The 21,453-nt window shown below is 69.6% G+C and carries 24 protein-coding genes and 2 pseudogenes; 16 read left to right on the plus strand and 10 right to left on the minus strand.

What is annotated here, in order from left to right:
- Positions 1–153: 153 nt before the first annotated feature.
- Positions 154–441, minus strand: a pseudogene (locus tag AC4BDD_RS01175) (ParB/RepB/Spo0J family partition protein); the annotation flags it as partial.
- On the opposite strand from AC4BDD_RS01175, the gene AC4BDD_RS01180 reads away from it, so the two are divergent.
- From AC4BDD_RS01180 to AC4BDD_RS01190, 3 genes are all read left to right on the plus strand, one after another.
- A complete protein-coding gene (locus tag AC4BDD_RS01180) occupies positions 376–531 on the plus strand; it encodes a hypothetical protein (RefSeq protein ID WP_490689060.1) in 156 nt (51 codons plus the stop codon). The pseudogene AC4BDD_RS01175 and the gene AC4BDD_RS01180 sit on opposite strands and share 66 nt — an antisense overlap.
- 19 nt (positions 532–550) lie before the next feature.
- Positions 551–2,701 (plus strand): chromosome segregation protein ParM, encoded by a 2,151-nt coding sequence (locus tag AC4BDD_RS01185; protein WP_490689061.1) that lies wholly within the window; start codon positions 551–553, stop codon positions 2,699–2,701.
- Positions 2,702–2,780: 79 nt separating this feature from the next.
- Positions 2,781–2,942, plus strand: coding sequence for a hypothetical protein (locus tag AC4BDD_RS01190; protein WP_490689062.1), 162 nt, complete (start codon positions 2,781–2,783; stop codon positions 2,940–2,942).
- A gap of 1 nt (position 2,943) precedes the next feature.
- Here AC4BDD_RS01190 and AC4BDD_RS01195 read toward each other — a convergent pair whose 3' ends face one another.
- Positions 2,944–3,105 carry a hypothetical protein gene (locus tag AC4BDD_RS01195; protein ID WP_490689063.1) on the minus strand — a complete coding sequence of 54 codons (162 nt, stop codon included), beginning with the start codon at positions 3,103–3,105 and terminating at the stop codon, positions 2,944–2,946.
- A gap of 21 nt (positions 3,106–3,126) precedes the next feature.
- On the opposite strand from AC4BDD_RS01195, the gene AC4BDD_RS01200 reads away from it, so the two are divergent.
- The 4 genes from AC4BDD_RS01200 (at position 3,127) to AC4BDD_RS01215 (ending at position 5,995) form a co-directional block, all read left to right on the plus strand.
- Positions 3,127–3,564 carry a DUF6197 family protein gene (locus AC4BDD_RS01200; protein WP_490691999.1) on the plus strand — a complete coding sequence of 146 codons (438 nt, stop codon included), beginning with the start codon at positions 3,127–3,129 and terminating at the stop codon, positions 3,562–3,564.
- 92 nt (positions 3,565–3,656) lie between these two features.
- Entirely contained in the window at positions 3,657–4,487 is an 831-nt protein-coding gene (locus tag AC4BDD_RS01205) for a hypothetical protein (RefSeq protein WP_490689064.1), read from the plus strand.
- A 130-nt stretch (positions 4,488–4,617) separates the two neighbouring features.
- Positions 4,618–5,685, plus strand: a complete 1,068-nt coding sequence (locus tag AC4BDD_RS01210; RefSeq protein ID WP_490689065.1) for a hypothetical protein — start codon at positions 4,618–4,620, stop codon at positions 5,683–5,685.
- Between the two features lie 13 nt (positions 5,686–5,698).
- On the plus strand, positions 5,699–5,995 hold the full coding sequence (locus tag AC4BDD_RS01215; protein ID WP_490689066.1) for a hypothetical protein: 297 nt from the start codon (positions 5,699–5,701) through the stop codon (positions 5,993–5,995).
- Positions 5,996–6,477: 482 nt separating this feature from the next.
- On the opposite strand, the gene AC4BDD_RS01220 is transcribed toward AC4BDD_RS01215, so the two are convergent.
- Complete coding sequence (locus AC4BDD_RS01220; RefSeq protein ID WP_490692000.1) at positions 6,478–7,278, minus strand: barstar family protein; 801 nt, start codon at positions 7,276–7,278, stop codon at positions 6,478–6,480.
- Between the two features lie 198 nt (positions 7,279–7,476).
- Here AC4BDD_RS01220 and AC4BDD_RS01225 point away from each other — a divergent pair, with 198 nt between their 5' ends.
- The 3 genes from AC4BDD_RS01225 (at position 7,477) to AC4BDD_RS01235 (ending at position 9,986) form a co-directional block, all read left to right on the plus strand.
- Entirely contained in the window at positions 7,477–7,680 is a 204-nt protein-coding gene (locus tag AC4BDD_RS01225) for a hypothetical protein (RefSeq protein ID WP_490689067.1), read from the plus strand.
- Positions 7,677–8,633, plus strand: coding sequence for an AAA family ATPase (locus AC4BDD_RS01230; protein ID WP_490689068.1), 957 nt, complete (start codon positions 7,677–7,679; stop codon positions 8,631–8,633). The genes AC4BDD_RS01225 and AC4BDD_RS01230 overlap by 4 nt, the downstream gene beginning before the upstream one ends.
- 585 nt (positions 8,634–9,218) lie before the next feature.
- A complete protein-coding gene (locus AC4BDD_RS01235; RefSeq protein WP_490689069.1) occupies positions 9,219–9,986 on the plus strand; it encodes a GNAT family N-acetyltransferase in 768 nt (255 codons plus the stop codon).
- Positions 9,987–10,391: 405 nt separating this feature from the next.
- Here AC4BDD_RS01235 and AC4BDD_RS01240 read toward each other — a convergent pair whose 3' ends face one another.
- Entirely contained in the window at positions 10,392–10,964 is a 573-nt protein-coding gene (locus tag AC4BDD_RS01240) for a hypothetical protein (protein ID WP_490689070.1), read from the minus strand.
- 295 nt (positions 10,965–11,259) lie between these two features.
- Between AC4BDD_RS01240 and AC4BDD_RS01245 the strand changes: the two genes are divergently transcribed.
- Positions 11,260–12,303, plus strand: coding sequence for a helix-turn-helix transcriptional regulator (locus tag AC4BDD_RS01245; protein ID WP_490689071.1), 1,044 nt, complete (start codon positions 11,260–11,262; stop codon positions 12,301–12,303).
- A 9-nt stretch (positions 12,304–12,312) separates the two neighbouring features.
- Positions 12,313–12,462: a hypothetical protein gene (locus AC4BDD_RS01250; RefSeq protein ID WP_490689072.1), complete on the plus strand. Its 150-nt coding sequence runs from the start codon at positions 12,313–12,315 to the stop codon at positions 12,460–12,462.
- Positions 12,463–13,500: 1,038 nt separating this feature from the next.
- Here AC4BDD_RS01250 and AC4BDD_RS01255 read toward each other — a convergent pair.
- The 4 genes from AC4BDD_RS01255 to AC4BDD_RS01270 all read right to left on the minus strand — a co-directional run bounded on the left by AC4BDD_RS01255 (position 13,501) and on the right by AC4BDD_RS01270 (position 16,872).
- On the minus strand, positions 13,501–13,689 hold the full coding sequence (locus AC4BDD_RS01255; RefSeq protein ID WP_490689073.1) for a hypothetical protein: 189 nt from the start codon (positions 13,687–13,689) through the stop codon (positions 13,501–13,503).
- Positions 13,690–13,900: 211 nt separating this feature from the next.
- A complete protein-coding gene (locus AC4BDD_RS01260) occupies positions 13,901–14,251 on the minus strand; it encodes a hypothetical protein (protein WP_490689074.1) in 351 nt (116 codons plus the stop codon).
- A gap of 726 nt (positions 14,252–14,977) precedes the next feature.
- Complete coding sequence (locus AC4BDD_RS01265) at positions 14,978–15,961, minus strand: quinone oxidoreductase family protein (RefSeq protein ID WP_490689075.1); 984 nt, start codon at positions 15,959–15,961, stop codon at positions 14,978–14,980.
- 44 nt (positions 15,962–16,005) lie between these two features.
- Positions 16,006–16,872, minus strand: coding sequence for a helix-turn-helix transcriptional regulator (locus AC4BDD_RS01270; RefSeq protein WP_490689076.1), 867 nt, complete (start codon positions 16,870–16,872; stop codon positions 16,006–16,008).
- A gap of 268 nt (positions 16,873–17,140) precedes the next feature.
- Between AC4BDD_RS01270 and AC4BDD_RS01275 the strand changes: the two genes are divergently transcribed.
- Complete coding sequence (locus AC4BDD_RS01275) at positions 17,141–17,284, plus strand: hypothetical protein (RefSeq protein WP_490689077.1); 144 nt, start codon at positions 17,141–17,143, stop codon at positions 17,282–17,284.
- Between the two features lie 133 nt (positions 17,285–17,417).
- Here the strand turns inward: AC4BDD_RS01275 and AC4BDD_RS01280 are convergent, their stop codons facing one another.
- Positions 17,418–18,014, minus strand: coding sequence for a hypothetical protein (locus tag AC4BDD_RS01280; protein ID WP_490689078.1), 597 nt, complete (start codon positions 18,012–18,014; stop codon positions 17,418–17,420).
- Positions 18,015–18,389: 375 nt separating this feature from the next.
- On the opposite strand from AC4BDD_RS01280, the gene AC4BDD_RS01285 reads away from it, so the two are divergent.
- Entirely contained in the window at positions 18,390–18,551 is a 162-nt protein-coding gene (locus tag AC4BDD_RS01285; RefSeq protein WP_490689079.1) for a hypothetical protein, read from the plus strand.
- Positions 18,552–18,561: 10 nt separating this feature from the next.
- The gene (locus tag AC4BDD_RS01290) at positions 18,562–19,017 is read left to right on the plus strand and encodes a GNAT family N-acetyltransferase (protein ID WP_490689080.1); all 456 of its coding nucleotides are present in this window, start codon (positions 18,562–18,564) and stop codon (positions 19,015–19,017) included.
- A 77-nt stretch (positions 19,018–19,094) separates the two neighbouring features.
- Here AC4BDD_RS01290 and AC4BDD_RS01295 read toward each other — a convergent pair whose 3' ends face one another.
- A complete protein-coding gene (locus AC4BDD_RS01295; protein WP_490689081.1) occupies positions 19,095–19,457 on the minus strand; it encodes a chaplin family protein in 363 nt (120 codons plus the stop codon).
- Between the two features lie 328 nt (positions 19,458–19,785).
- On the opposite strand from AC4BDD_RS01295, the pseudogene abc-f reads away from it, so the two are divergent.
- Positions 19,786–21,411: pseudogene (gene abc-f, locus AC4BDD_RS01300) on the plus strand (ribosomal protection-like ABC-F family protein); the annotation flags it as partial.
- Between the last annotated feature and the right edge of the window lie 42 nt (positions 21,412–21,453).

Here is a 21,453-nt window from a genome sequence, read left to right on the forward strand (position 1 = left end):
TGCGTCCTCGGCTTTGGCAGCCTGCAGTATGGCCTTCTCGTTCTCACGGGTCCTGGCCCCTTGTGCCTTGACGCCTTGCAGATGGTTCAGGAGATCCGCAGCCGTTAGATGTGGGTGCTCCTTGTGATGGCGAGCGAGTAGCCGACCATTCCGCTCAGAGAGGTCACCCCTGCTGAGCATGGCCTGAATCTCATCCGGGAGCTTGAGCAGGATCAGCTGGTTGCCGACCCAGGACCGGTCACGCCCCAGACGCACCGCTGCACGGCTCTTGGAGCCTCGGTCTGACTCCCCACCACAGACATCGACAAGCTGCTGTACGCCACGGGCGCGCTCGATGACGTCGAAGTCTTCGCGCTCGAGATTCTCCTTCAGGAGATGGTCAATGAAGTCTTCCCTGGAGGCAGCGAGATCGTCGCGGACGACGAAGTCGAGAGCGTCCAGCTGGACGTGTACGGCGCTTCGGAATCGCCGCTCGCCGTTGACCAGTACATAGTCGGCTGCACCGATCTGGTCTTCGTGCTCCGGCCATAGCTTGAGGTAGGCACCTCGGGTGACGACGACGCAGGCCGCGCGCAGTGTCGCGCTCGAACGCCTCGCCTACACCCTCGCCGCGCCTGTGCTGGCCGTGGCCCCGAACGTCTATCCCGACAGCCCCGTCAACTCCGTCGTGCAGCTGGCCGGCGCCGCCGGGCTCGGCGGCTGGTTCCTCGCCGCCAAGAGCGATGAGCCCGGCGCCGGCCGCAAGATCCTGCGCTGGTCGCCGCTGGTGCTGGCCGCTGCCGTCGACGTCGCCGCCAAGCACACCGTCGGCTTCGGCCCGTACTGGATGGACGGTCTGCTCGCCGCCGGATGGGCGGCGGCCGGCTACCTGGTGATGCCGTTCTCCCGGCACACCCGCCGCCGCCACCGCCCCGCTCTCGCCGCCCCGGTCCCACAGCCTGCGCCCGCCGAAGCCGCTGTGGAGCCGACCGTGGGGCAGCCGGACGACGGAGCCGACCTGCTCACCCGCGACGCGCGGATGCCGTGGGAGCAGGCCGGGATGCCCGGCCGCACGCACATCGTCAAGGCCACCCGGCACCCCGGGCAGCGGCACGACATGACGATCCTTCTGCGCGCCTCGGAGACCGGACGGCCGATCACCGGACTCACGGAGGCCGCGGTCGCCGCCCCGTTCGGCGTGCACTCCAGCGACGTCGTCCTGGCAGAGGTCGCCATCCAGCCCGGCCGCCAGGGCGGACCGGGCTGGATGGAGGCCCGCATCACTCCCGACGCCAACCAGCGCCGCCGCACCAAGCCGACCGCGCAGGAGCGCTGGACGGACCGGGTTGGCGGGACCAAGGGCGGCGCTCCCGGCTCCGAGCTGGTCCACAAGACTCGTGACGACGAACGTGGGGTGACCTTCTACCGGGCGAAGATGGTCGACTCCACCGAGACCCCGCGGATCGACCTGGCCAAGGTCTGCCGTGCGCTGAACCTGCCCGAGGACGACTCCTGCGTGTTCGTCCTCATCGACGGCAGCGAGTTTCTGATCAGCGCGTTCGACGAGCCGCCGCTGAGCGCGATCTTCCCCGCCACGCGTGAGCTGCTGACCCCGGACGCCAAGGGCATGTACGTGTGCGGGTTCACCATCACCGGCCAGCCGGTGAAGACGATGGTGTACCAGCACGACAAGAACGCCGCTGCCCACGGCCTCATCCTCGGTGTGTCCCGCTCCGGCAAGACACAGTTCTTCGCGATCCATATAGCCGCCCAGTCCCTGGACGGCGAGGTGGTGTGGCTGTCCACCGTCCGAAAGGACGAGAAGACCACCGTCCTGGGCCGGTACATCGACCGGCAGGGCTCGAACGCGCTGTGGATGGCCCGTTCGCTGCGGGCGGCGAAGGCGCTGTGCGAGATCCGGGCGGAGATGCCCTGGTCGCACGACGGCCAGCCGCACGACTACAAGCCCGGCGACCCGCGCTGCCCCTACCGGCAGCTGAACGTGTACGCGGACGAGTTCATGACCGCCGCCCAGGACGCGGACTTCGGCGAGTTCATCCAGAAAGACGGCGACGACCTCACGGTCACCGGCCTCAAGTACGGCATCGGCTTCAACCCGGCCGGCCAGTCGCCGTTCGCGCACAACGGGTTCTCCACGGAGATGAAAGACAACCTGCGGCAGAACAGCCGCCCGATCATCTTCAACATGGGCTCGCCCGGCGCCACCCGCAAAGCGGCGGAAGGCACCATGGAGAACGCCTACGACGTGCCGACCATCCCGGCCCGCTACTCCCGCAGCGAAGGCTCCGCGATCGAGCGGGCCATGCGCGGCGAAGCCGACCCGGAGAACGGCGTCTCCACGGGCGGCGTCGCGGTCATCGTCCTCGACAACGGCCGCGCCGTCCTCATGCGGTCGCTGTACGCGGACTTCGACACCGACCTGTCCAACCTGTTCCCCGACGAGGTCAACCGGCTCACCGACTACGAGATCAGCGAGCTGACCAAGCGCAGCCTGTGGTTCGACTGGAACGAGCCCGTGCGACCCGGCGAGTTCTGGCCCGAGCCCGACGAGGACGACGAGGGCCAGGGCCGCTCCCGCCGACGCGGCGGCGGAGGCGGGGGCGGGGGCGAGCGCGGCACCAAGAGCGGCGGCCGGCGCTCCGAGCAGGTCACCTCTCCCCGCCAGGCGCTGGAGGCCATCAAGAGCCTCACCGAAGCCTGATCACACTCACCCATCCCCGGGGGCCGGCCCGCCCGCGCGCGGCCGGCCCCCCGACCCCTGCGAAGGAGCACCACCCGCCGTGGCCCTCTCGATCTCCGCCATCGTGCGGCTGGCCGTCACCGTCTTCGTCCTACTCAAAGGGGGACACGTCCGCGTCGGCTTCACCCTCGCCGCAAGCAGCCTGGCCCCGACCGTCAACAGCGCCCTCGCCTCGCTCGCCGGACTGATCTCCAGCTTCTGACCTACGCCTCTGCCCAGGGCGGGTCCGGGGTGTAGTTGAGTCCCTCGCAGAAGCGGCAGTCCCACTCCGAGGGGACCTCCCACTTGTCGACCCACCAGCCGACCTGCTTGCCCACGAAGTAGTTGTCCCCACCGCACCAACCGCACTCGAAGACGAACTCCACCCGATCCCTTCCGCGTCCTTGTTGCCTCGAGGATGCCCGGGGCGCGGTTGCCGTGACTACCCGCCCGTTAACGCCACTCCTCCTGATGTCCGGCGGCGCCCTTCGGCGCTCCCCCTTGTCGTCGACACCGAACCCACCCCGCTGCCCAACCGGTACCCGACACCGGTCGCCGCGCTCCTGCAGCGCGCCCACCAGCGCCTGCTCACCGGCGGCTGGTGCGCAGGCGCCCTGGTCGACGAGGCTGGCGCCCGCTGCATGCTCGGAGCCATCCGGATCGAGGCCCGGGGCGACCGCGGCCTGGAAGCCGACGCGGTCGCCGTGCTCCTGGACGTGATCCGCCGAAGGTTCGGCGACGACGTCGGCTCCGTGCCGTCCTTCAACGACGCACACGGCGCGGGCCGCGTCCCGATCCGCATGGTCGACCAGGCCGCCGGCCTTGCCGACGCCCGCGGCCTGTAACCCACCTCCGGCCCGCCTGCCTCGCCTCCGATCCCTGCGTGCCCGGGGTCGGGCGCGGGACAGGCCGTTCGGCCTGCGCCCCCGCTCACACCATGAGAACCCGCAAGGAGTCGCCCACCATGCAGTTCAACGACCAGACCCGTGCCCGTCAGCACCCCGAAGAGCTCGGGGAGCCGCTCGACTCCCCTATCCCGAACCTTCCCCCGGCACCGCCGCTCGTGCAGGGGAAGGAGTCCCGCGACCCGCGCTTCGCGCCGCTGCGCACGTGGTGGCTCAACGCTTGGCACGAGGGTGGAGTGCTGTACCGCCGCTGGGAGGAAGTGCGGCAGGCACGGACCGCCGGCTGGCACAAGATGGCCAACTGGATCAAGGCGGTGCTCAGCCTGGCCGGAGTGTGCGTCGGCATCATCTTGCTGGACATCGCAGGCGACATCGTCTCCGCCGTGGCTCACGAGATCGCCAGCGCGTCCCCGGAGACCCAGGTCGCGTCCGAGACCTCCGACAGCTTCTGGGCCGTGATCGACAATCCGGTCCGCTCCTACATCGCCCAGCACACCAGCGCTCACCTCACCGTCAGCGGATCCGCCGTCTACACCTCCTGGCAGATGGCGGGTCTGTTCGGTCTGGTCGGTGGCTTCTTCTACAGCACCGGCGCCCGCCTCACCTGGGCTGTGTGGGGCGCAGCCAGCATCGGCATGGTGTGGGCCGCCACCCCCGCCGACAGCCGCACCATCGCCACCGGGATCGCCGTCCTCACCTGGACCATCGCCTCCACCCTCGCCCTGCGCGGCCTGAGCCTGCGCCCGTCGGTGTTCATCCACAACACCGCCCCCGACATCCGCCCGGAGATCCACATCCCGGCCCCGGCCACCCCGCCCGTCGGCGAGGAGTTGGACACCGTCCACCCGCTGCAGAAGCGCTGACGCCTGCCTGTCCGCCCCTGGCGCCCTGCTCACGGGTCTCGGGGGCGGGCAGGGAGCCGGAACAGCCGGCCCGCGCCCGCCGCCCGACTATCCGGGCGGCGGGCGTCCGCTTCCTCAAGGAGGCAATTTCATGCCCGTCACCATCAACGCCCACCAGCTCGGCCGCCTGATCGACCGGACGATCGGCCACATCGGCGATGAGTTCACCGAGCTGCTGCACGGCATCCGGCTGGAGGCCGACGAGACTTTCTTGTATGCGGTGGCAAGCGATCGGTACACCGTCGCCGCCGCTCGCTACGGCCACCACGACCTGGACACCGAGCCGTTCGCCCGCACGCTCCCGGCCAGCTGCCTGCCCTCCCTGCGCGAGTGGACCAGCACCCAGCCCGGCAGCGCCCCGATCACCCTGACCGCGGCCGAGGACCGTCTTCGGTTCACCGCCCCTGAAAGCGACCTGGGCATCGCCGTCAGTCCCGACGCGAAGTTCTTCGACTGGCGCGGCATTCTGCGCGGCATCATCGAGCAGACCACTGACTCCGACGACGCGTTCCCGGTGCTCGCCACCCGGCTCCTGGGCCGGTTCGGCGCCGCTGACGACAGGGTCCGCGTCCGTGTCACCGCTGACCAGCAGGCCGTGCTGATCGCCGCGGAGGACTTCCTCGGCGCCCAGATGCCCGCGCGCCGCTATGGCTTCGGCGCCGATGAGCTGACTGGCCTCGATCAGGTGGAGGCTGCCTGGCAGCCCAGCTTGTCGGCCGGCGCGGCCGCGGCGATGCCGGACGACATCCCCGCCCGCCCGGACCGCCCCCGCTACGAAGTCAGCCATGACATCGCCGAGACCGCTGGCGACCTGCTCAAGCAAACGCTGCGCAGCACAGGGACGATGCTCTCGGCGCACGCCACATCCAGCGAGGCGTTCGCTGCCCATGCCATCGCGGGGGTCACGGCTTGGACCGCCTACCGCTACCTGGACGCCCTGCTGACCGCTGACCCGCGCCTGGCCGCCACGGTGGTGGCCGAGACTGCCGATCAGCTCGACAGCGGAGAGATCGGCGAGTTCGCCTGGGACGCTGCTGAGGAGGCCGGCCACGACCCGAGCGCCTGGCGGGAGGAGTTCGAGGCGCAGCTGGCCTCGTTCCTCCAGCGGCACGGCACCGGCCAGCCGGGCCAGGAGCCGGCTCTCACGACCTGCGCGTGAACGGAAGAGCGCCATGGCACTTTCCGTTCCCGTCTGGGCCGTGTTGCTGCCGGCGGCCGCCGTTTGCGTCCCGCTCGCCGCGGCCGCCGCGCTCCGAGCCGGTCACTGGCGGCTCTACGCCGACCGTCACCGCATCGAGCTCCTCCCCCGGCCCCGCCGGTCCTGCCCCGACTGCCACGGCGACGGCGGCTGGTGGGTCGGCGGCGCGCATCCGGAGATGGAGGCGTGCGGCTGCTGGTCAGACCGGCGCGAGCTGCGCATCCGGCTCCTACCGGCCTGCCATCCCTGGCCGGACGAGCCGCCTTTCTGACCGGACAGACCATCGCCCCGGCCACACCGGCCGGGGCGACAGCACTTCCACGGGGCGGCCGCGCATCGGCAATGGGTCGGCCGCCCCACCTCCTTCACCCGCTTCGAGATCAGGAGAAACCCCATAGTGCAGCGTCCTGCCGTCTTCGCGGCCCTGCTGGGGCTGACCCGCGTCGCCAGCGCGGTCGGCGATTTCTGGATCTAGTCCGATTTCTGCGCCCGGGTCAAGGGCGCCTCCGACGAGGACCCGGTCACCTATGAGGACCCACACACCAAGGAGAAGACGACCCACGGCACGGCCGACGGCCGCAAGGCGTGCCTGCACCAATGCGAGGCAGGAACGCAAGAACTCCCCAGTCTTCATCGGCATCGACACCTTTGATCAGCTTGCTGTTCGCACAAGCGAGCGAAGGTGCCCTAACTCGCGAGCCGACGACCGACTCCTGGTGCCCACCCTCACTCACGAGGGCAATAGCTCTTTCGTCACCGCAGTAGGACGTCGATACCGCGGTCCATGAAGATCTCTAGAAGCACCTCGAAGAAGACGCCATCGCCCCCGTGGTCACTGTCGAGACGCGCCCGTGCGGAGTCTGAGTGCTGCCATTCCAAAGTGAACGGAGGAGCGGCACCGAACCCTCCGCCGAGACAGTCGTCCATAGCGGCCAGGTTCCAGCCGAAGTAGCCCCCGGGACCGTTGATGGCTTCACCCAGCGCGCAGTAGAAGCTGTCGGGATCGACGACCTGCAGACCGTCCAAGGTGAACACCTGCCCTGGCGCAGTGTCCTCGGGGTGGTCTCGGCGCTGGTACTGCCGCGACCACAGCGCTACGGACAGCCAGGCTTTCCGTTCTTCCGGAGAGAAGGAGTGCCACATGCCCTTCCGGTTCAGCTGTCCGGTTCGAAGCAATTCCCACACCCATTCCGAGCCGGGGAGGAGCTGGTCGCACCACAGACGCACAGTGATGTCGAGAAGCCCTTCCTTGTGGAGGGAAGGTTTGGCGGCGGTTGCGGTGAGGTTGCTGACGAAGTAGGAACCCATCTCACTGCCCTTGGCGTCGAGGAGAGCCAGATGGGCACTCCCCGCGCTTGCGCGGCGCCCGCCGAGGTGGTCGAGGCAGGTCAGCAGCGCGCCTCGAGGCGAGCACCCCAGAAGTTCGACCTGGCGATGTCCATCATCGCTCCCGATGAACAACCCTCTGGCTTCCTGCGCGAAGCCCCAGAAGTCGCTCTCATCTTCGTCGCTGGTCAGGGCGTACTTAAACCCTTCTCCAGCACGGCCCGGCATCTCCACAGCACCTCCTGAGGCGAAGAGCCTACAGAGAAGCCCTTGGGCGTAGTTCAGCCAGCCGACAGGTCGGCCTGACAAGCAGCGGCCCCCGTCTCACCCCTAGTTGAGAGAAGGCGCCTTCCACCTCGACAACTCCTGGCACCACGGCTGGGAGACCGTCGCCGCGCTCATCGCCACCAGCAAGGCCACCGCTCGGTGACCAGCCGACCCCGAACGCGTCTGGAGCGCGTGCACGCCTCGGTCGGCAGCGCCTCCCTGGCGCTTCAGCAGATCGAGCCCGATCGCGACGGCGACGCCTCCTGCCTTCTGGGCGAAGCCGCCGACCTGATCACCGACCACGCCGGGCAGCGCCTGATCTGGGCTGCCCGCGCCCTCGCCCCGCAAGGAGAATCCGCATGACCCCGCTGATCTACCCGGAACTGCCCGAGCACAGCCTGGTGGTCCTCATCGGCGCATCCGGCGCCGGGAAGTCCACGCTCGCCGCCACCTGGCCCGCCTCGCAGGTCCTGTCCCTGGACGCACTGCGTGAGGCGGTCAGTGACGACCCCGGCGACCAGGAAGCGACCGCCGACGCGGTCGACGTCCTCCACCTGCTCCTGGAGTGCAGGATGGCCCAGCGACGGTTCACCGTCGTCGACGCCACGAACGTCACCAGGGCCGCCCGCGAACCGTTGGTCGCCGCCGCCAAACGGCACGGCATGCCGGCGATCGCGGTCATGGTGTCCACGCCGGCCTCGGTGTGCGTGGAGCGCCAGGGCCCGCGGCCGGCCAACCGGACCGTGCCCCAGGACACGGTCCTCAAGCAGCACAAGGCGATGGTCCACTCCCACCCGAAGCTACTCAGCGAGGGCTTCAACGAGGTCGTCTTCGCCGACAGCCTCTACCGGCTGCTGCCGCACCTTCAGCGGCTGAGTGAGAAGCGGACCGCCGAACTCGGGCCGGACGGCGGCGGACTGGGCGACCTGCTCCTCCCCCGCCGCTGCTTCGGCCCGGAGATCCTGCCGCTGTGGCGGTGGAAGCCCGGCTCCGACGTCGCCGGCGGCGACCGCGTCGCGGAGATCCGCCTCGGTCAGCAGCACCTCACCCTCGCCCTGCGCACCGACATCGACGGCCAGGGCGACATCGGCTTCGACGTGATGCTGCCGTGTCCGCACGACGACGAATGCACCGGCTACGCCTGGGCGCCCGCTCACTCCATCACCTGCCTGTTCCGTGCAGTGAACGGCGACTTGGACGGCAGCGAGGGCATCGTCTGCACCGTCCACGGCCCGAACACCGGCGAGGACCAGAAGGACGACCCCGAGGGCCGCGCCGACCTGGAAGCGCAGTACGCGGACGCGGTCCGCGAGTGAGCCGTGCCGCCGACGCTTCGCTGAACAGTCAAAACCCGCCGCGACCCGGCCACGCCGGGCACCCGCTGCTTCCCCTGGAAGGACACCCACGCATGAGCATCGCGATCACGAACACGTAGGGCACCGCGCACAACCTCAGCCGCCCCGTCCGTGACGCGCGCCCGGCGAAGGTCGTCGTCCGGCCCCAGATTCACCTCCCCGTCCCTGTATGACGTGCTGTCCGGGCAGTCCGCCACCGACACCGGCTTCGAGGGCTGTGACGACCCGGGCCTGATCCAGATCCTGGACGCCCTCTCCGAGGGAGAGCAGGCGGTGACCATCGCACGCAGCCGCTCCGGGGTCAACAGCTGGCCCGAAGCCGCTCGGGTTGCCGGCCGTCCCTACTGGCACGTTGTGGCACGGATCGTGTCTGTCTTAGGTCGCCGGGAACCTCGGCCTGGCTTGTGAACGCGGCGCAGTGGCAACGATCGAGACGGAACATGGAGCCGGTCGTGCTCGCCAGGTGGTCCGGCCGTGCGGGTGGCCCAGTCAGCTCGCATGGAATTGGCCCCTGCGATGGGGCAATTGAGCAGTAGCGTAGGCGCAATGACAACACGATCTCCGTCGGCCGACCAGCCCGTCTCCATAGCCTTGGCCGAGGCGCCGATGCGTCAGGCCCGTAACTCCGCCGCCTTCTGGACCGCGACCGGCCGATCCCGGGGGCATGAGGTCATCCGGCGCCGCGGATTCGTCGCGGTCGACGGCGACGCGCGCGCCGGCATGCGGATCCTGATCCAAGAGCCGGTCCTCGACCCGCGCGAACTGACCGAGTTGAGCGAGCTGGTACGCCGAGCCGCAGGCCCGGTGAACGCCGAGGATCCGTTCGGCTCGACCGACCTGAGCCACCTGGGCATGCGCAGCTGGCAGATGCCGGTCATGCTGCGCCCGCCCGGGCCCGTCGGCGAACCGATGCTGGACGTGATCCGGGTACGGCGGCCCGAGGACCTCCAGGCGGCCGAGCGGATCGTGATCGACGGCTTCGAGCTGGCCGGATTCAAGCCCTACCGCCCCGGCGAGCTTTTCCCGGTGGCGCTGATCGAGCAGCCGGGCGTGGACGTGTTCCTCGCCACGCACGACGGCGTGCCCGCGGGAGCCGGCGTCTGTGTCGTGGACGACGGCGTCGGCAGCCATTACTGGGTCGGCACTTCGCCGGCTTTCCGGTCGCGTGGCGTGGGGCGAGCCGTCATGCTCGGCTCCCTCGCCCACCTGGCGGAGCTGCCGGTCACGCTCACCGCTTCGAAGCTGGGCAGGCCGCTGTACGAGTCGCTGGGTTACACCGCCGCGGCGCTCTCGACCTGGTGGGCCTCTCAGTGACGCCGCCGCGGTAAAGCCCGCGGGCTTCGAAACGACGGGCCAACGACGAAGCCCCAGCTCACTGACCTGGGGCTTCGTCATGGAGCGGGTAACGAGAACGGAACTCGCGCTCTGAGTTTGGGAATAACAGGGGCTTTGGGTGCGTCACCGCAGGTCAGCGTCCTGTTGCCCTGGCAGGTGCGGCCTGCCGGGGCCGTCGCCTGCACCCCTGCTTGCCCGTGGCTGACCTCCTCGACTGGTGCGGCTGTGTGGTGTGAGACGGACAAATGCCGCTGCGGCCGGTCGCCGGGAGCCGTGAGTGCCGCGGTTACGCAGCGACCGTCGCGACCTCGCGCCCCGGAGGCCGTCGCACCCTGAAGTCACCTGGCCGGAGCCCGCACGAGCATGCCCCGGCCGGTGAACGGGCTAGCCGACGGAGACCTTTGCGTACTGATAGTAGGTCTGGCCGTTCTCGTCACCGGAATGCGAGCGGCCGACCATGATCTCGCCCTCGCCTGCCTTCGAGTCGCTGGCGCTCTCGCGCTGACCCGCGGTCCACCGGTACGACGTCAGTTTCACGGTCTGTCCCGGCACGCTCAGCGACGCGCTCGCGTACTGCGTGGGTCCGTTCTCGTCGCCGGAGTGGTAGCGCCCGACCAGGGCCTGATCGGACGGAGCCGTGAAGAGCGAGTTGCTCTCGCGCTGGGCACCGCTCCAGCCCGGCGCCCCCACCTGGACGAGCTGCCCGTTGAGGATGATGATCCCGCAGTAGTACGTTGTGGACCCGTTCTCGTCCCCGGAGTGTGCCCGGCCCAGCAGGACCTGATTGGACGGGCAGGAGACCGGGATTCCGGCCGATTCCTTCACGGTCTGGGTGTAGCCATCGATGATGATGACCGAGGCTGACGTGGCAGCCGGCGCTGCTGTCGCCGCGGGGGCCGTGGCCAATACCGCCCCCGCACCCGCCACCAGCACGGCGGACAAGGCTCTCTTGCGCATGTGCGTTCCCTCCCTGATTCGCCCTCCGACTTCGTGTCGGGGCGCGTGAAGAGAGTCGCGTGTGCCCACGGCCCGAACCATCCCAGAAGGCTGGGATGTCCCGGAGGGGCGGTCTCCCGGAAGGGCGGGGCGACGGCGGATCGGCACCCGGCTTGCCCGTTTATCAAACGTCCACCACCGGAGCGCACCATTTGCGCGCACACGCCCCTGGCCGAGGGGCGTCGAGGGGGGACGCATGAGACAGGCGAGACAGAGACCGGCGGAGCCGAACTGGCAGGCGGTACATCGGCGTACGGTGCGCGCCGCGCAGAGGGCCGCGGACCCGGTGGCGGTTCTGGAGGAGGCCGTGCCGACGATGGCCCGCGCCTTGCCCTTCGACATATGGGCCGGGGTTCTGCTGGACCCGGTGACGTTGCTCAACACCGGCGGCAGCTTCCGGCACGGGGTGAGCGCCCAGTGGATGCCCCGGATGCTCGACATCGAGTACCGCGAAGGGGATGTCAACCAGATGCCGGCCCTGTCCCGGCTGGCCACTCCGGTGGGCAGCCTGATGTCCAGCCTCGGCGGCCGCCTGGAGCACAGCGTGCGCTACCGCGACATCTACCGGCCGCTGGGCCTGGCGGACGAGATGCGGGTGTTGCTGCGAGACGCCGACCGGGTCTGGGGCGCACTGGTGCTGGTCCGGGCCGCGGACCGGCCTCCGTTCTCCCCCTCCGAGATGGCACTCGCCGCCGGACTGTCCCAGCCGTTGGGCCGCCTGCTGCGCCGATCACTGGCGAGGTCGGCACACTCCAGGGACCCGGGGGAGCGCGCGCTAGTGCTGGTGGACGGCGACTACGCGGTCGTCTCCGCTTCCGCCACGGCAGCGGCCTGGTTCGCCGAACTGGCCGAAGCCCCCGCCCGCGGCGAGGGACTGCCGGCCTCGGCCTACAGCGTGGCTGCCGCCGTCCTGCGCAGCCAATCCGGTGGCAGCCGCACCTGCGTACCGACCCGCACCGGCGGACGAGCGGCCATCGAGGGCTGGCGGCTGCACACCGGGGACCGCGTCCAGGTGGCGCTGTCCATCGGCCCAGCGGCGCCGAACGACCAGGTCGCCGCGCTGATCCAGGCGTACGCCCTCACCCCCCGGGAATGCGAGGTGCTCACCCACGTGCTGCGCGGCGCCTCCACGACTCAGATCGCCGCCCGGCTGGCACTGACCGCATACACCGTCCAGGACCACCTCAAGGCCGTCTTCGACAAGACCGGGGTGCGGTCGCGCCGAGAACTGGTGGCGCAGGTGTTCTTCCGGCACTACCAGCCGGAGATCGGCCTGGCGCATGGCGATCCACCCTCTTGACGCCCGCTGGTGCCTGACGGCGTCTGCGAACCCACACTGCGCGCCGCCTACCAGGCCGCCGTCGCTCAGCCCCTTGGCGACCTCTACCAGCGCGGCCGCCGCCTGGGCCGCCCCCTGAGCATGATGCTGCGCGATGCCCTGCCGGACCTGGCCGAGTAGATCCTCGCCGAGCCGGGCTGGTACGCGCTCGCCGCCACCCTCCGCCGACGCCGGGACTGGCTCATCATCTCCACCCGTGACGAGATCTGGCTGCGCTGCCGCCAGGGGCACCAGCAGCACGAGTCGCGTCTCGACACCGCCTGGTACAACCGGCACGCCGGCCCCGCGGGCGCGATGCACGCCACGTTCGAGGACTGCCTGCGGCGCCTCGGCCACTGACCCCCACTCCTACGACCCCACAGGGCCCGTGGGCCCGCGCTGCTCAACCGTCACCACCGTCCTGGGCTGCCCCGCCCTGAAGGACCTCGGCAGCGCCGCGGCCACCGGAGGCTCGCTCGACTTCCCCCGTCAGGCGAAGGCCACCTTCACCTCCACCGATGGCAGCTTCTCGGAGTTCGCCGAGAAGCTGTACAGCGACACCGCCAGCAAGCTGTCCGAGGGCACCGGCCGAATCTTCGACGCGATGACGGGATGCCCGAAGTACCCGGCTGCGCGGGCAGTACGGCCATCGACATCACCACGCAGCACTCCGCCCCGCTGGATCTCATCTAGCGGGGCGGAGTGCTGCGAGGTGGGAGGTGCGGGTGCGGGCCAGTGGTCTGCCGGTCAGCCAGGCGTCGAGCCGGATGAGGTTCATGCCGGCAGCGGTCAGTTCCTGTTGCAGGCTTGTCTTGGCCAGCCCCGATAGCGAGAGCGCCGGGCCCGCAGGGGGCCAGTGGCCTGGGCGATGGTGCCCTCAACCCGGAGCGGTGCTGGCAGCGGCGTTGCCATTCGGGTGTGGCCTGCTCGGTGCGGGCCTGTCGGAGGGCTTCGTGTTCGTCGCGGGGCCGCAGTGTGATCCAGCACGGCTACATCCAGCACGCCACCGTCGTCCGCAAGGCCGGCGAGGAGTGGCCCAAGCCGGTCCAGGACGTCTCCGGTCCGGGCACCGCGCTGATGGAGCTGGACCTTCTCTGCACCAACCGCAGAGCCCACGGGATCGTGGGCTGCCGTGCAGTGATGCCGACGTGCGACGGCAAATCAGAAATGGGACGGGCTTTATCCGAGAATCGTCTTAATGATCTCCTTGAGCTGGTCGATCATCACCGAGACCTGGATGGTCTGGCTGATGACGGCCTGGTTCAGACCGTCTCGGCTCGGAGCAGTTGGAGTGTCGGCCGCTGCGGGGGTCGCGGCAGGCAGGACGACGGCCAGGGCCAGGGCAGTGGTGATGAGGACCTTGCGCATGGTGTGCCTCCATCGAATGGGTTTGATCTTCTCGTATCAACGGTCCGCTGTGCAGGTGGTCACGTTGTTGGGCCATCTGGTTTTTCTCTGATCGGACGTATTTGCCGAGGGGCACGGTGACGAGCATCGAGCAGGTCGCGATTCTCGCGACGTTCGGGGCGGTGTGGGCGGTGCTCTCCGTCGGTCACAACCTCGCGGATCACGTGATTGGTCAGACGGACCACCAGGCGGCGGGCAAGGCGGCGCCGTCGTCGGTCGAGGTCGCCGACGGCGTGAGCCCGAGGCGGGGCTGGGCTGCGTGCCTGGGACACGTTGCCCAGTACCACCTGGTGATGGCCGTGATGCTGGGTCTGGCCTGGTCCGTCCTCCCGCTCCGGATGTCCTGGACCGGCCTAGCGACCGGGGCCAGGTAGATGTGCTTCGTCGTCTCCTGCTGGGCATGGCCCAGCAGGTCCTGCACCATCCGCCACGGATCGCCGTAGAGCAGCCGGAAGTCCCGCCGCTCCTCCGGTGTCAGTCCCATGCGCCGGTCCATGACGTGGTTGAGGACTACGAGCATCACGATCCTCCCGTACGGCCAAGTCCTCCCACCCAGCCAGAACAGGCACCCGATCGCCCACCACCCGACGATCACGCCGAGGCCGGCACTTGGGCGAGGCTGACGAACCAGGCGAGATCAACGACGCGATCGACACCTTCGAGCGCGAGACGGCCGCTGGCGACAGCTGAGCGCCTCGCCGGGAACGCCCCAAGGCAGACGCCCTGCCGCGCCCGCCCTGCCCGTCTTCGCTGACTGAGCACGCTCACCACCAGGAACGGGAGAGCCAGACCATGCGCCTTCTCGTCCACTTGCCCCGAATGGTGAAGAGGGTCTCGGACTGATCGCAGGCGAGATCCACGCCAACTCGTGCTCCTCAACGTGCGTCACGGCCATGCGCAGGGCGTCCACGCCGGCAGTCCGCCATGTCTGATAGTCGCGCTCTAAATGAGCTTGGACGGCTCGGACTGCGGCTTCTCGCTCGATCACACGTTGCAGCGTCCCGTAGAGATGCCGACCGTGGCGAGCACCTTTTCCCCGTCGCCGGTCTCGATCGAGGGCCTGGTGTACAGGTACGCGTGAAGTAGCCGCCTCACAGGCCCTGTCTCTGGCGGTGCTGCGTGAGGCGGTCAGCGACGACTTCTCTGTCAGGGGCGGCGTGTTGAGGCTGCCTTCCGAGCTCTGACCTTCGGTCTTGCTAGGGCTCCCCCGCGATCGGACAGCCCCAGCAAGGTGTGAGCTGTCCGCAGGTCACAACGCCGCGACCTCGAGCACAAGCTTGCCCGTGGTCATGGCCGACTCGATGCGGCGGTGCGCCTCGACGGCCTGCTCCAGTGGCAGGGTCTCGACCTGCACCCGCAGATCCCCCGTCGCCGCGGCGGCCACCGCACGGCGCAGCGCCTGACCCGTCTCCTTGGGGAAAGCGGTGGAGAAGGCGGCCAGGTTGAAACCGGAGACGGTCTTGTTGGTGAACCACAGTTCGTTGGCCGGAATGCCGACGTCCTCGGCGCCTGAGGCGTTGCCCATCACCACCAGGCGTCCCATCGGGGCCAGCCGGTCCAGGCCGGTGCGGCGGGCCGGGCCGCCGACCATGTCGACCACGACGTCGAACTCACCGGCGCCGGAGATCTGGTCCCGCAGGATCACCTCGTCGTAGCCGAAACGCTTGGCGGTCTCGATCTTGGCTTCGCTGCCGACGGTGCCGACCACGCGGCCCGCGCCCAGCAGGCGGGCGGCCTGGCCGAGCTGGCTCCCCACGCCACCGGCCGCCGCATGGACCAGAACGCTCTCACCGGGCTCGATCCGGGTCACCCGGTCGAGCACGAGGAACGCGGTGGTGCTGTTGGACGGCAGCGCCGCGGCGATGCCCATCCCGATACCCAGGCCGTCCAGTGGCGCGACCAGGTCCGCGGAGGTGACCACCACCTCGGCGTAGCCACCACTGTCGACGATCGTGAGCGCGGCGACCGGCTGCCCGATGGTCAGGTCCGTGACGCCCTTGCCGACGGCTCGGATCCGCCCCGCCACCTCGATGCCGGGCACGAAGGGGAGCGGCACGTCGACCACGCCGCGCCGGTAGAGGACTTCGGCGAAGTTGGCGCCCGCGTACGCCACGTCGATGGCGACCTGGCCTGGTCCGGGCTCGGGGGCCGACATGGTGGCGACGCCGAGCACCTCGGCTTCGCCGAATTCGGGGATGGTCACTGCCTTCATCTGCGCGCTGTTGTTGCTCATGTCACCGATCCTGCGGGCACGGCAGCACAGCGGGCAGTGCCCCCTCATCCTGGGTGTGGCACCACCAGGCTGTGCTGTCGCATCAGCGTCTCCAGCTGCTGCTGGGTGTCGGTGCCGGGACGTGGGTTGTGCAGGACCAGGTGGTGCCCAGGGTGCTCGGGCAGCGGCAGCAGTGTGGCATCGAAGAGCATCGTCCCGGCCTCGGGGTGATCGACTGCCTTCACCGCACTGGTGTGCTCGGCCACATCGTGGCGTGCCCACAGCTCGGCGAATTCGGGGCTGACCGCGGACAGGTCAGCGGCGATGCGGCCGAACTCCGGATCGTCCGGGTAGCGCGCCGCATCGGCCCGGAAGGCAGCGGCCACATCGGGTGCGGTCTCGGCCCAGTACCGGTGCAGCACTCGGTAGCGGGCGTTGGTGAAGAAGGAGACCAGACAGTTGTGGTCGTTCTCGCGGTACCCGAACACCACGCGCGCCGCGTCGTTGACGGCGGTGAAATTCCAGTGGCGGTCGCGAATGTAGCCGGGCCGCGGCGACCAGGCATCGAGCAGCCGCTGCACCTCGGGCGAGGCAGCCACCGAAGGCGCGGAGGGGGCCTGCGGCGGATTGAGCCCGGACAGACGGTACAGATGGGCGCGCTCTACGGAGTCCAGCAGCAGCACCCGGGCGATCGCGTCGAGTACCTGCTCGGACACCTTGATGTCACGTCCCTGCTCCAGCCACGTGTACCAGGACACTCCGACGCCTGCCAGCACTGCGACCTCCTCGCGCCGCAGGCCCGGCGTGCGCCGTCGGCCGCCGTCCGGCATGCCGACATCGGCCGGCGATACCCGGGCTCGACGACTGCGCAAAAACTCCCGCAACTCATTACGGCGGTCGTCGCGGGACAGGGGCGCATGAGCACTAGCCATGGGAGCAACCTTAAGCAGCGCCCTCGCACGACGACGAAGGCCGATCCCCTTCAACACGCAGACGCAACAGGGAAGACGATCCCGGCGACCAGAACGCGACCGCCGACGCGGTCGACGCCCTCCACCTGCTCCTGGAGTGCAGGATGGCCCAGCGGCGCTTCACCGTCATCGACGCCACGAACGTCCACCAGGGCCGCCCGCGAGGAACGGCGATACCTCACTCGGGCGTACTGCCCCAGCGGCTGCCGAACCGGCGACATTCGGATCCATGGGGAGCTCCGGTTGCGACAGTTCGGTGATCGCGCTGCTGGACAGCGGCTGTCAGGGCGAGCGGGCTCGCCATGCGGCGCAGGGCGACGGTCTGTGTCCGGTGGTACGCCTGCTCGTAGCGGCTCCGGTGCTCGGGCGGTAGGTTGGGGTCGGCCAGTGCGGGGCCGCTCCACCACTACAGCGGCCCCATGTGGCGGTTGTTCAGCCGGCGGCGGGCCGGCCGACGCGGGTCCTCACCACCGCTGGCAGCGTAGAAGCCGTACAGCACGACGTGGTCAGTTGTGGGGGCGTTTGAACATCGGGGTGGCGTCCGCGTCGTACGGAAGGGTGGAGATTACATCGGCGTAAGCCCGGTCCCGTACCTGTTGTTGGCGAGCGGTGTCTGGGCTCGCGGGGAGCGACGCCAGGTGCGCGATCTGTTCTCCGTGCGCCTCGGTGATCTCCTCGGCGGTCGCCCGCCAGTTGGCGTCGTCCGGTACCCGGACCAGCTCCACGCAGGCCGGTTGCATGCCCTCCGCCAGAGCGGCAGCAGCCCGGTCGTGGCCGTCGAGGAGCAGCCAACCATCCAGGAAGGACACCCACCACAGCAGGACGGGGGCGAGGGTGCCTTCGCGGGCGTGCTTGCGGTACGCCTTCACGCGTGGGGCGTCGGGTTCCGGGAGCGGGCGCAGCGGCAGGACACCGTGCCAGCCACCGCCGCAGAGCAGTTCGAGGGTGGCGGCCGGCCAGTCCTGGACGAGGTCGCAGTCCCAGATGCCCGGAGTGAAGGTGGTGCGGGGGGTCAGCCGCCAGCGCCCGTGGTGCAGTGGGCCGACTTCCGTCTCCTCCAGCCACCGTCCGTACCGGTGTGGCCAGTTGGTAGTGGACCGCATCGTCGCGGCGGTCAGGGGCGGTAGCGGTGAGTGGTGGCCTGGCAGGCGGTGCAGGCGGAGGTTGTGGCAGCAGCCGTCGTCCTCCGACTGAGCCTGGATCAGTGGTCGTTCGCCCTGCCGGAGGACCCATCCGCGGCCCTTCCCCCGCTCGAAGCGGAGCGGGGGTCGGCTCGGCCGGCCGTCGGGTATGGCCAACACGAGTCCGCCTCCGGGCAGTGGTTCCCTCATCGCCCTGATCACGGACCAGTGTGGGCACGAGGTGGCCTTCCTCGGCAAGGGATTACTCCGACGACGGGCACCGGAGATCCAGGCGGACGACCTCGGCAGGGTGCTCCTTGGCCCTGGCCCGTCAGTCTGCCGAGATACGTTGTCAATGTGCTCGATGCCGTCCGCTGCAAGGGCCAGGGCTCGGTAGGCGGCGTGGACGCGGGGCGGCCAGTCGCCTGGTGGGCCGATGCGCAGTTGGGCGAGGGCGTAGGCGACGAGCGTGTGGTCATGGGCCTGTCCGACCAGGTCACCGCCGCTCCGGCGCGGTAGCGTGGCGATCATGGGGGACTGGAACATGCGGCCGGCGTCGATGTCGGATGTCGAGACGGTGGCCGACTTGCGCGCCGTGGTGCTGCGGGCGGATCTGGAGCGGCTCGGGCGCTATGACGAGCAACGGGTGCGGCAGCGACTGCGGGACGGGTTCGACCCGGCACACACCTGGGTGATCGAGGTGGACGGCGCGTTCGCCGGCTGCGTGGCGCTGCGGCCGGCCGAGGAAGCCCAGTGGCTGGAGCACTTCTACCTGGCCCCGTACCTACAGGGCAGCGGCATCGGGTCGGGCGTACTGCGCGGGCTGCTGGAGCGGTGCGACCGCGGCGGCGTCCTCGTCCGCCTGAACGTACTGCAGGGCAGTGCGGCCCGACGACTGTACGAGCGCCACGGGTTCATCGTCGAAGCCGAGGATCCCGTGGACGTGTTCATGGTGCGCAAGCCCACCTGCGGCACGGGGGCTTGACGGCGCGGCGCCATCGGGCTGCCCACAGATCACGATGCCGGGGTCTTAGCGGCGTCGCGGAGACCCACCTACACCCCCTAAGGACGAGGCGGGCTCCCCATCAGGCATTCGGCGATGGACGCGCAGGTGTACTTTCGCTTGTTCCTCGCCGCGGTCGGGGCCGTCAGGCCGAGGCCGCCGCACTCGTTGATGGGTCCGCTGGCGGGTGTCATCACCGAAAGGCCGCTGACGACCCCCGCTCCCCCGGTGGTCCGTCCTCCCGCGTGGGAAGAGCTCTGATTGCGGCAGCTGTTGAAGAACGTACCGTTGCCACCGCCGATGACGGTGAGGGCGGACGCGTCCTCCACGCCGGCGATGCTCGATGCCGCAAGGACGGCAGCGAGAACCGATACCCCCGCCACGCGATGACAGATCTCGGACATGTCAGTACGGCCTCTCATGCTGGACACCTACAGATCGCCGCCCTGACAACGCCGAGAAGCAGAATCGGTGACGCACGGCGCGGCGGCTCTGCGGGGGACGGGTGAGACCGCCCCCGGCAGAGCCGCCGGCCGCGTGCCTCCTGCTAGCCTGGCTTGGACGTTGAGCATGCGGTGAGGAGTGACAGACGTGGTGGGTGACGACGACATCTCCGGGTGATACCCGGATGTGATCGGCCACCAGCGGGTGCGTGTGAGCGCCGCCTTGGTGGTCTCTCGGTCGTTCCCTGCTCCATGTCTGCCCGGGCAGTGGTTTCTTCCTGCCCTCTCCCTCCACGAGGTCGTCCTCATGTCCAACGCTGCCGTCATTTGCTCGAACCTCTCCTTCGCCTGGCCCGATGACACCCCGGTCTTCGAGGATCTGTCCTTCACCGTGGGTGGGGGGCGCACGGGGCTGGTGGCTCCCAACGGCTCCGGCAAGAGCACCCTGCTCAAGGTGATCGCCGGCGAACTGCGGCCCCGGGCGGGTTCTGTGTCGGTGGCCGGCACCCTCGGCTATCTGCCGCAGAGCCTGCCGCTGACCGGTGACCTCACGGTGGCCGAGGTCCTGGGAGTCGCCGCGGTGATCAAAGCCATCGACGCGGTCGAATCGGGGGACGTGAGCGAAGCGCACTTCACGACCATCGGCGATGACTGGGACATCGAGGAACGCACCCGCGCCCAGCTCGACCGCCTGGGCCTCGGCGGTCTCGCCCTGGACCGCGCTCTCAGCACGCTCAGCGGCGGCCGGATCGTCTCCCTCGGCCTCGCCGCCCAGCTGCTGAAGCGGCCCGATGTGCTGCTGCTCGACGAGCCCACCAACAACCTCGACGTGGACGCCCGGCGCAGGCTCCATGACGTGCTGGAGGACTTCAACGGCTGCCTGATCGTGGTCAGCCACGATCGTGCGCTGCTTGACCGAATGGAGCGGATCGCCGCTCTCGAAGGCGGTGAAGTGCGCCTGTACGGGGGCAACTTCACCGAGTACGAGGCGGCCGTGCGCGCCGAGCGGGAAGTCGCCGAGAAGAACGTCCGCAGCGCCGAGCAGGAGCTGAAGCGCGAGAAGCGGGAGATGCAACAGGCCCGCGAACGCGCCGAACGTCGGCAGAGCAACGCCGCCCGCAATCTGAAGAGCGCCGGTCTTCCCCGGATCTTCGCCGGGAACATGAAGCGTGGAGCACAGGAGTCGGCGGGCCGGGCAGGGCAGATGCACGCCACCCGGGTCGGCGAGGCCAAGGCACGCCTGGACGAGGCGGAGCGGGCGCTGCGCGACGAACAGCGCCTCACCCTCGATCTGCCGGACACTCATGTCCCCGCCGGCCGCAACGTCTTCCTCTCTGAGCGGCTACAGGTCCGCCTGGGTGACCAGCCCGTGTTCGGGGGCCAGGGCGTCGACCTCACCATCCGGGGCCCCGAGAGGATCGCGCTGACGGGCCCCAACGGGGCGGGCAAGAGCACGCTGCTGCGTTTGATCAACGGCGACCTCGCCCCCGGCAGCGGAGAGGTCAAGCGCGCGGATGGGCGGATCGCCTACCTCTCCCAGCGTCTCGACCTGCTGGACATGGACCGTTCCGTCGCCGAGAACTTCGCCGCCTTCGCAGCGCACCGGACCGCGGCCGAGCGGATGAATCTGCTGGCCCGCTTCCTCTTCCGCGGTGCCCGGGCGCACCTGCCCGTGGGCCTGCTGTCCGGCGGTGAGCGGTTGAGGGCCACCCTGGCCTGCGTGCTGTACGCCGAGCCGGCTCCGCATCTGCTGCTCCTGGACGAACCGACGAACAACCTCGACCTCGTCAGTGCGGGACAGCTGCAGAGCGCCCTGAACTCCTACCAGGGAGCGTTCGTCGTGGTCAGCCACGACGAACGGTTCCTCGAGGAGATCGGCGTGAACCGGTGGCTGCGGCTGGCCGAGGGCGAACTGACGGAGGCCGGGACCCCGGCGGAGGCCGGGACCCCGGGAGCGGCGGCCGACACCGGCCAT

The sequence above is a fragment of the Streptomyces sp. JLBT605 genome (assembly GCF_058215555.1).

What these genes read in the sequence shown, in the direction of transcription:
- AC4BDD_RS01180 (WP_490689060.1), top strand. Translation starts at nt 376, where the DNA reads ATGGTCAATGAAGTCTTCCCTGGAGGCAGCGAGATCGTCGCGGACGAC.
- AC4BDD_RS01205 (WP_490689064.1), top strand. Translation starts at nt 3,657, where the DNA reads ATGAGAACCCGCAAGGAGTCGCCCACCATGCAGTTCAACGACCAGACC.
- AC4BDD_RS01210 (WP_490689065.1), top strand. Translation starts at nt 4,618, where the DNA reads ATGCCCGTCACCATCAACGCCCACCAGCTCGGCCGCCTGATCGACCGG.
- AC4BDD_RS01215 (WP_490689066.1), top strand. Translation starts at nt 5,699, where the DNA reads ATGGCACTTTCCGTTCCCGTCTGGGCCGTGTTGCTGCCGGCGGCCGCC.
- AC4BDD_RS01220 (WP_490692000.1), bottom strand. Translation starts at nt 7,278, where the DNA reads ATGCCGGGCCGTGCTGGAGAAGGGTTTAAGTACGCCCTGACCAGCGAC.
- AC4BDD_RS01230 (WP_490689068.1), top strand. Translation starts at nt 7,677, where the DNA reads ATGACCCCGCTGATCTACCCGGAACTGCCCGAGCACAGCCTGGTGGTC.
- AC4BDD_RS01235 (WP_490689069.1), top strand. Translation starts at nt 9,219, where the DNA reads ATGACAACACGATCTCCGTCGGCCGACCAGCCCGTCTCCATAGCCTTG.
- AC4BDD_RS01240 (WP_490689070.1), bottom strand. Translation starts at nt 10,964, where the DNA reads ATGCGCAAGAGAGCCTTGTCCGCCGTGCTGGTGGCGGGTGCGGGGGCG.
- AC4BDD_RS01255 (WP_490689073.1), bottom strand. Translation starts at nt 13,689, where the DNA reads ATGCGCAAGGTCCTCATCACCACTGCCCTGGCCCTGGCCGTCGTCCTG.
- AC4BDD_RS01265 (WP_490689075.1), bottom strand. Translation starts at nt 15,961, where the DNA reads ATGAGCAACAACAGCGCGCAGATGAAGGCAGTGACCATCCCCGAATTC.
- AC4BDD_RS01270 (WP_490689076.1), bottom strand. Translation starts at nt 16,872, where the DNA reads ATGGCTAGTGCTCATGCGCCCCTGTCCCGCGACGACCGCCGTAATGAG.
- AC4BDD_RS01275 (WP_490689077.1), top strand. Translation starts at nt 17,141, where the DNA reads ATGGGGAGCTCCGGTTGCGACAGTTCGGTGATCGCGCTGCTGGACAGC.
- AC4BDD_RS01280 (WP_490689078.1), bottom strand. Translation starts at nt 18,014, where the DNA reads ATGCGGTCCACTACCAACTGGCCACACCGGTACGGACGGTGGCTGGAG.
- AC4BDD_RS01290 (WP_490689080.1), top strand. Translation starts at nt 18,562, where the DNA reads ATGGGGGACTGGAACATGCGGCCGGCGTCGATGTCGGATGTCGAGACG.
- AC4BDD_RS01295 (WP_490689081.1), bottom strand. Translation starts at nt 19,457, where the DNA reads ATGAGAGGCCGTACTGACATGTCCGAGATCTGTCATCGCGTGGCGGGG.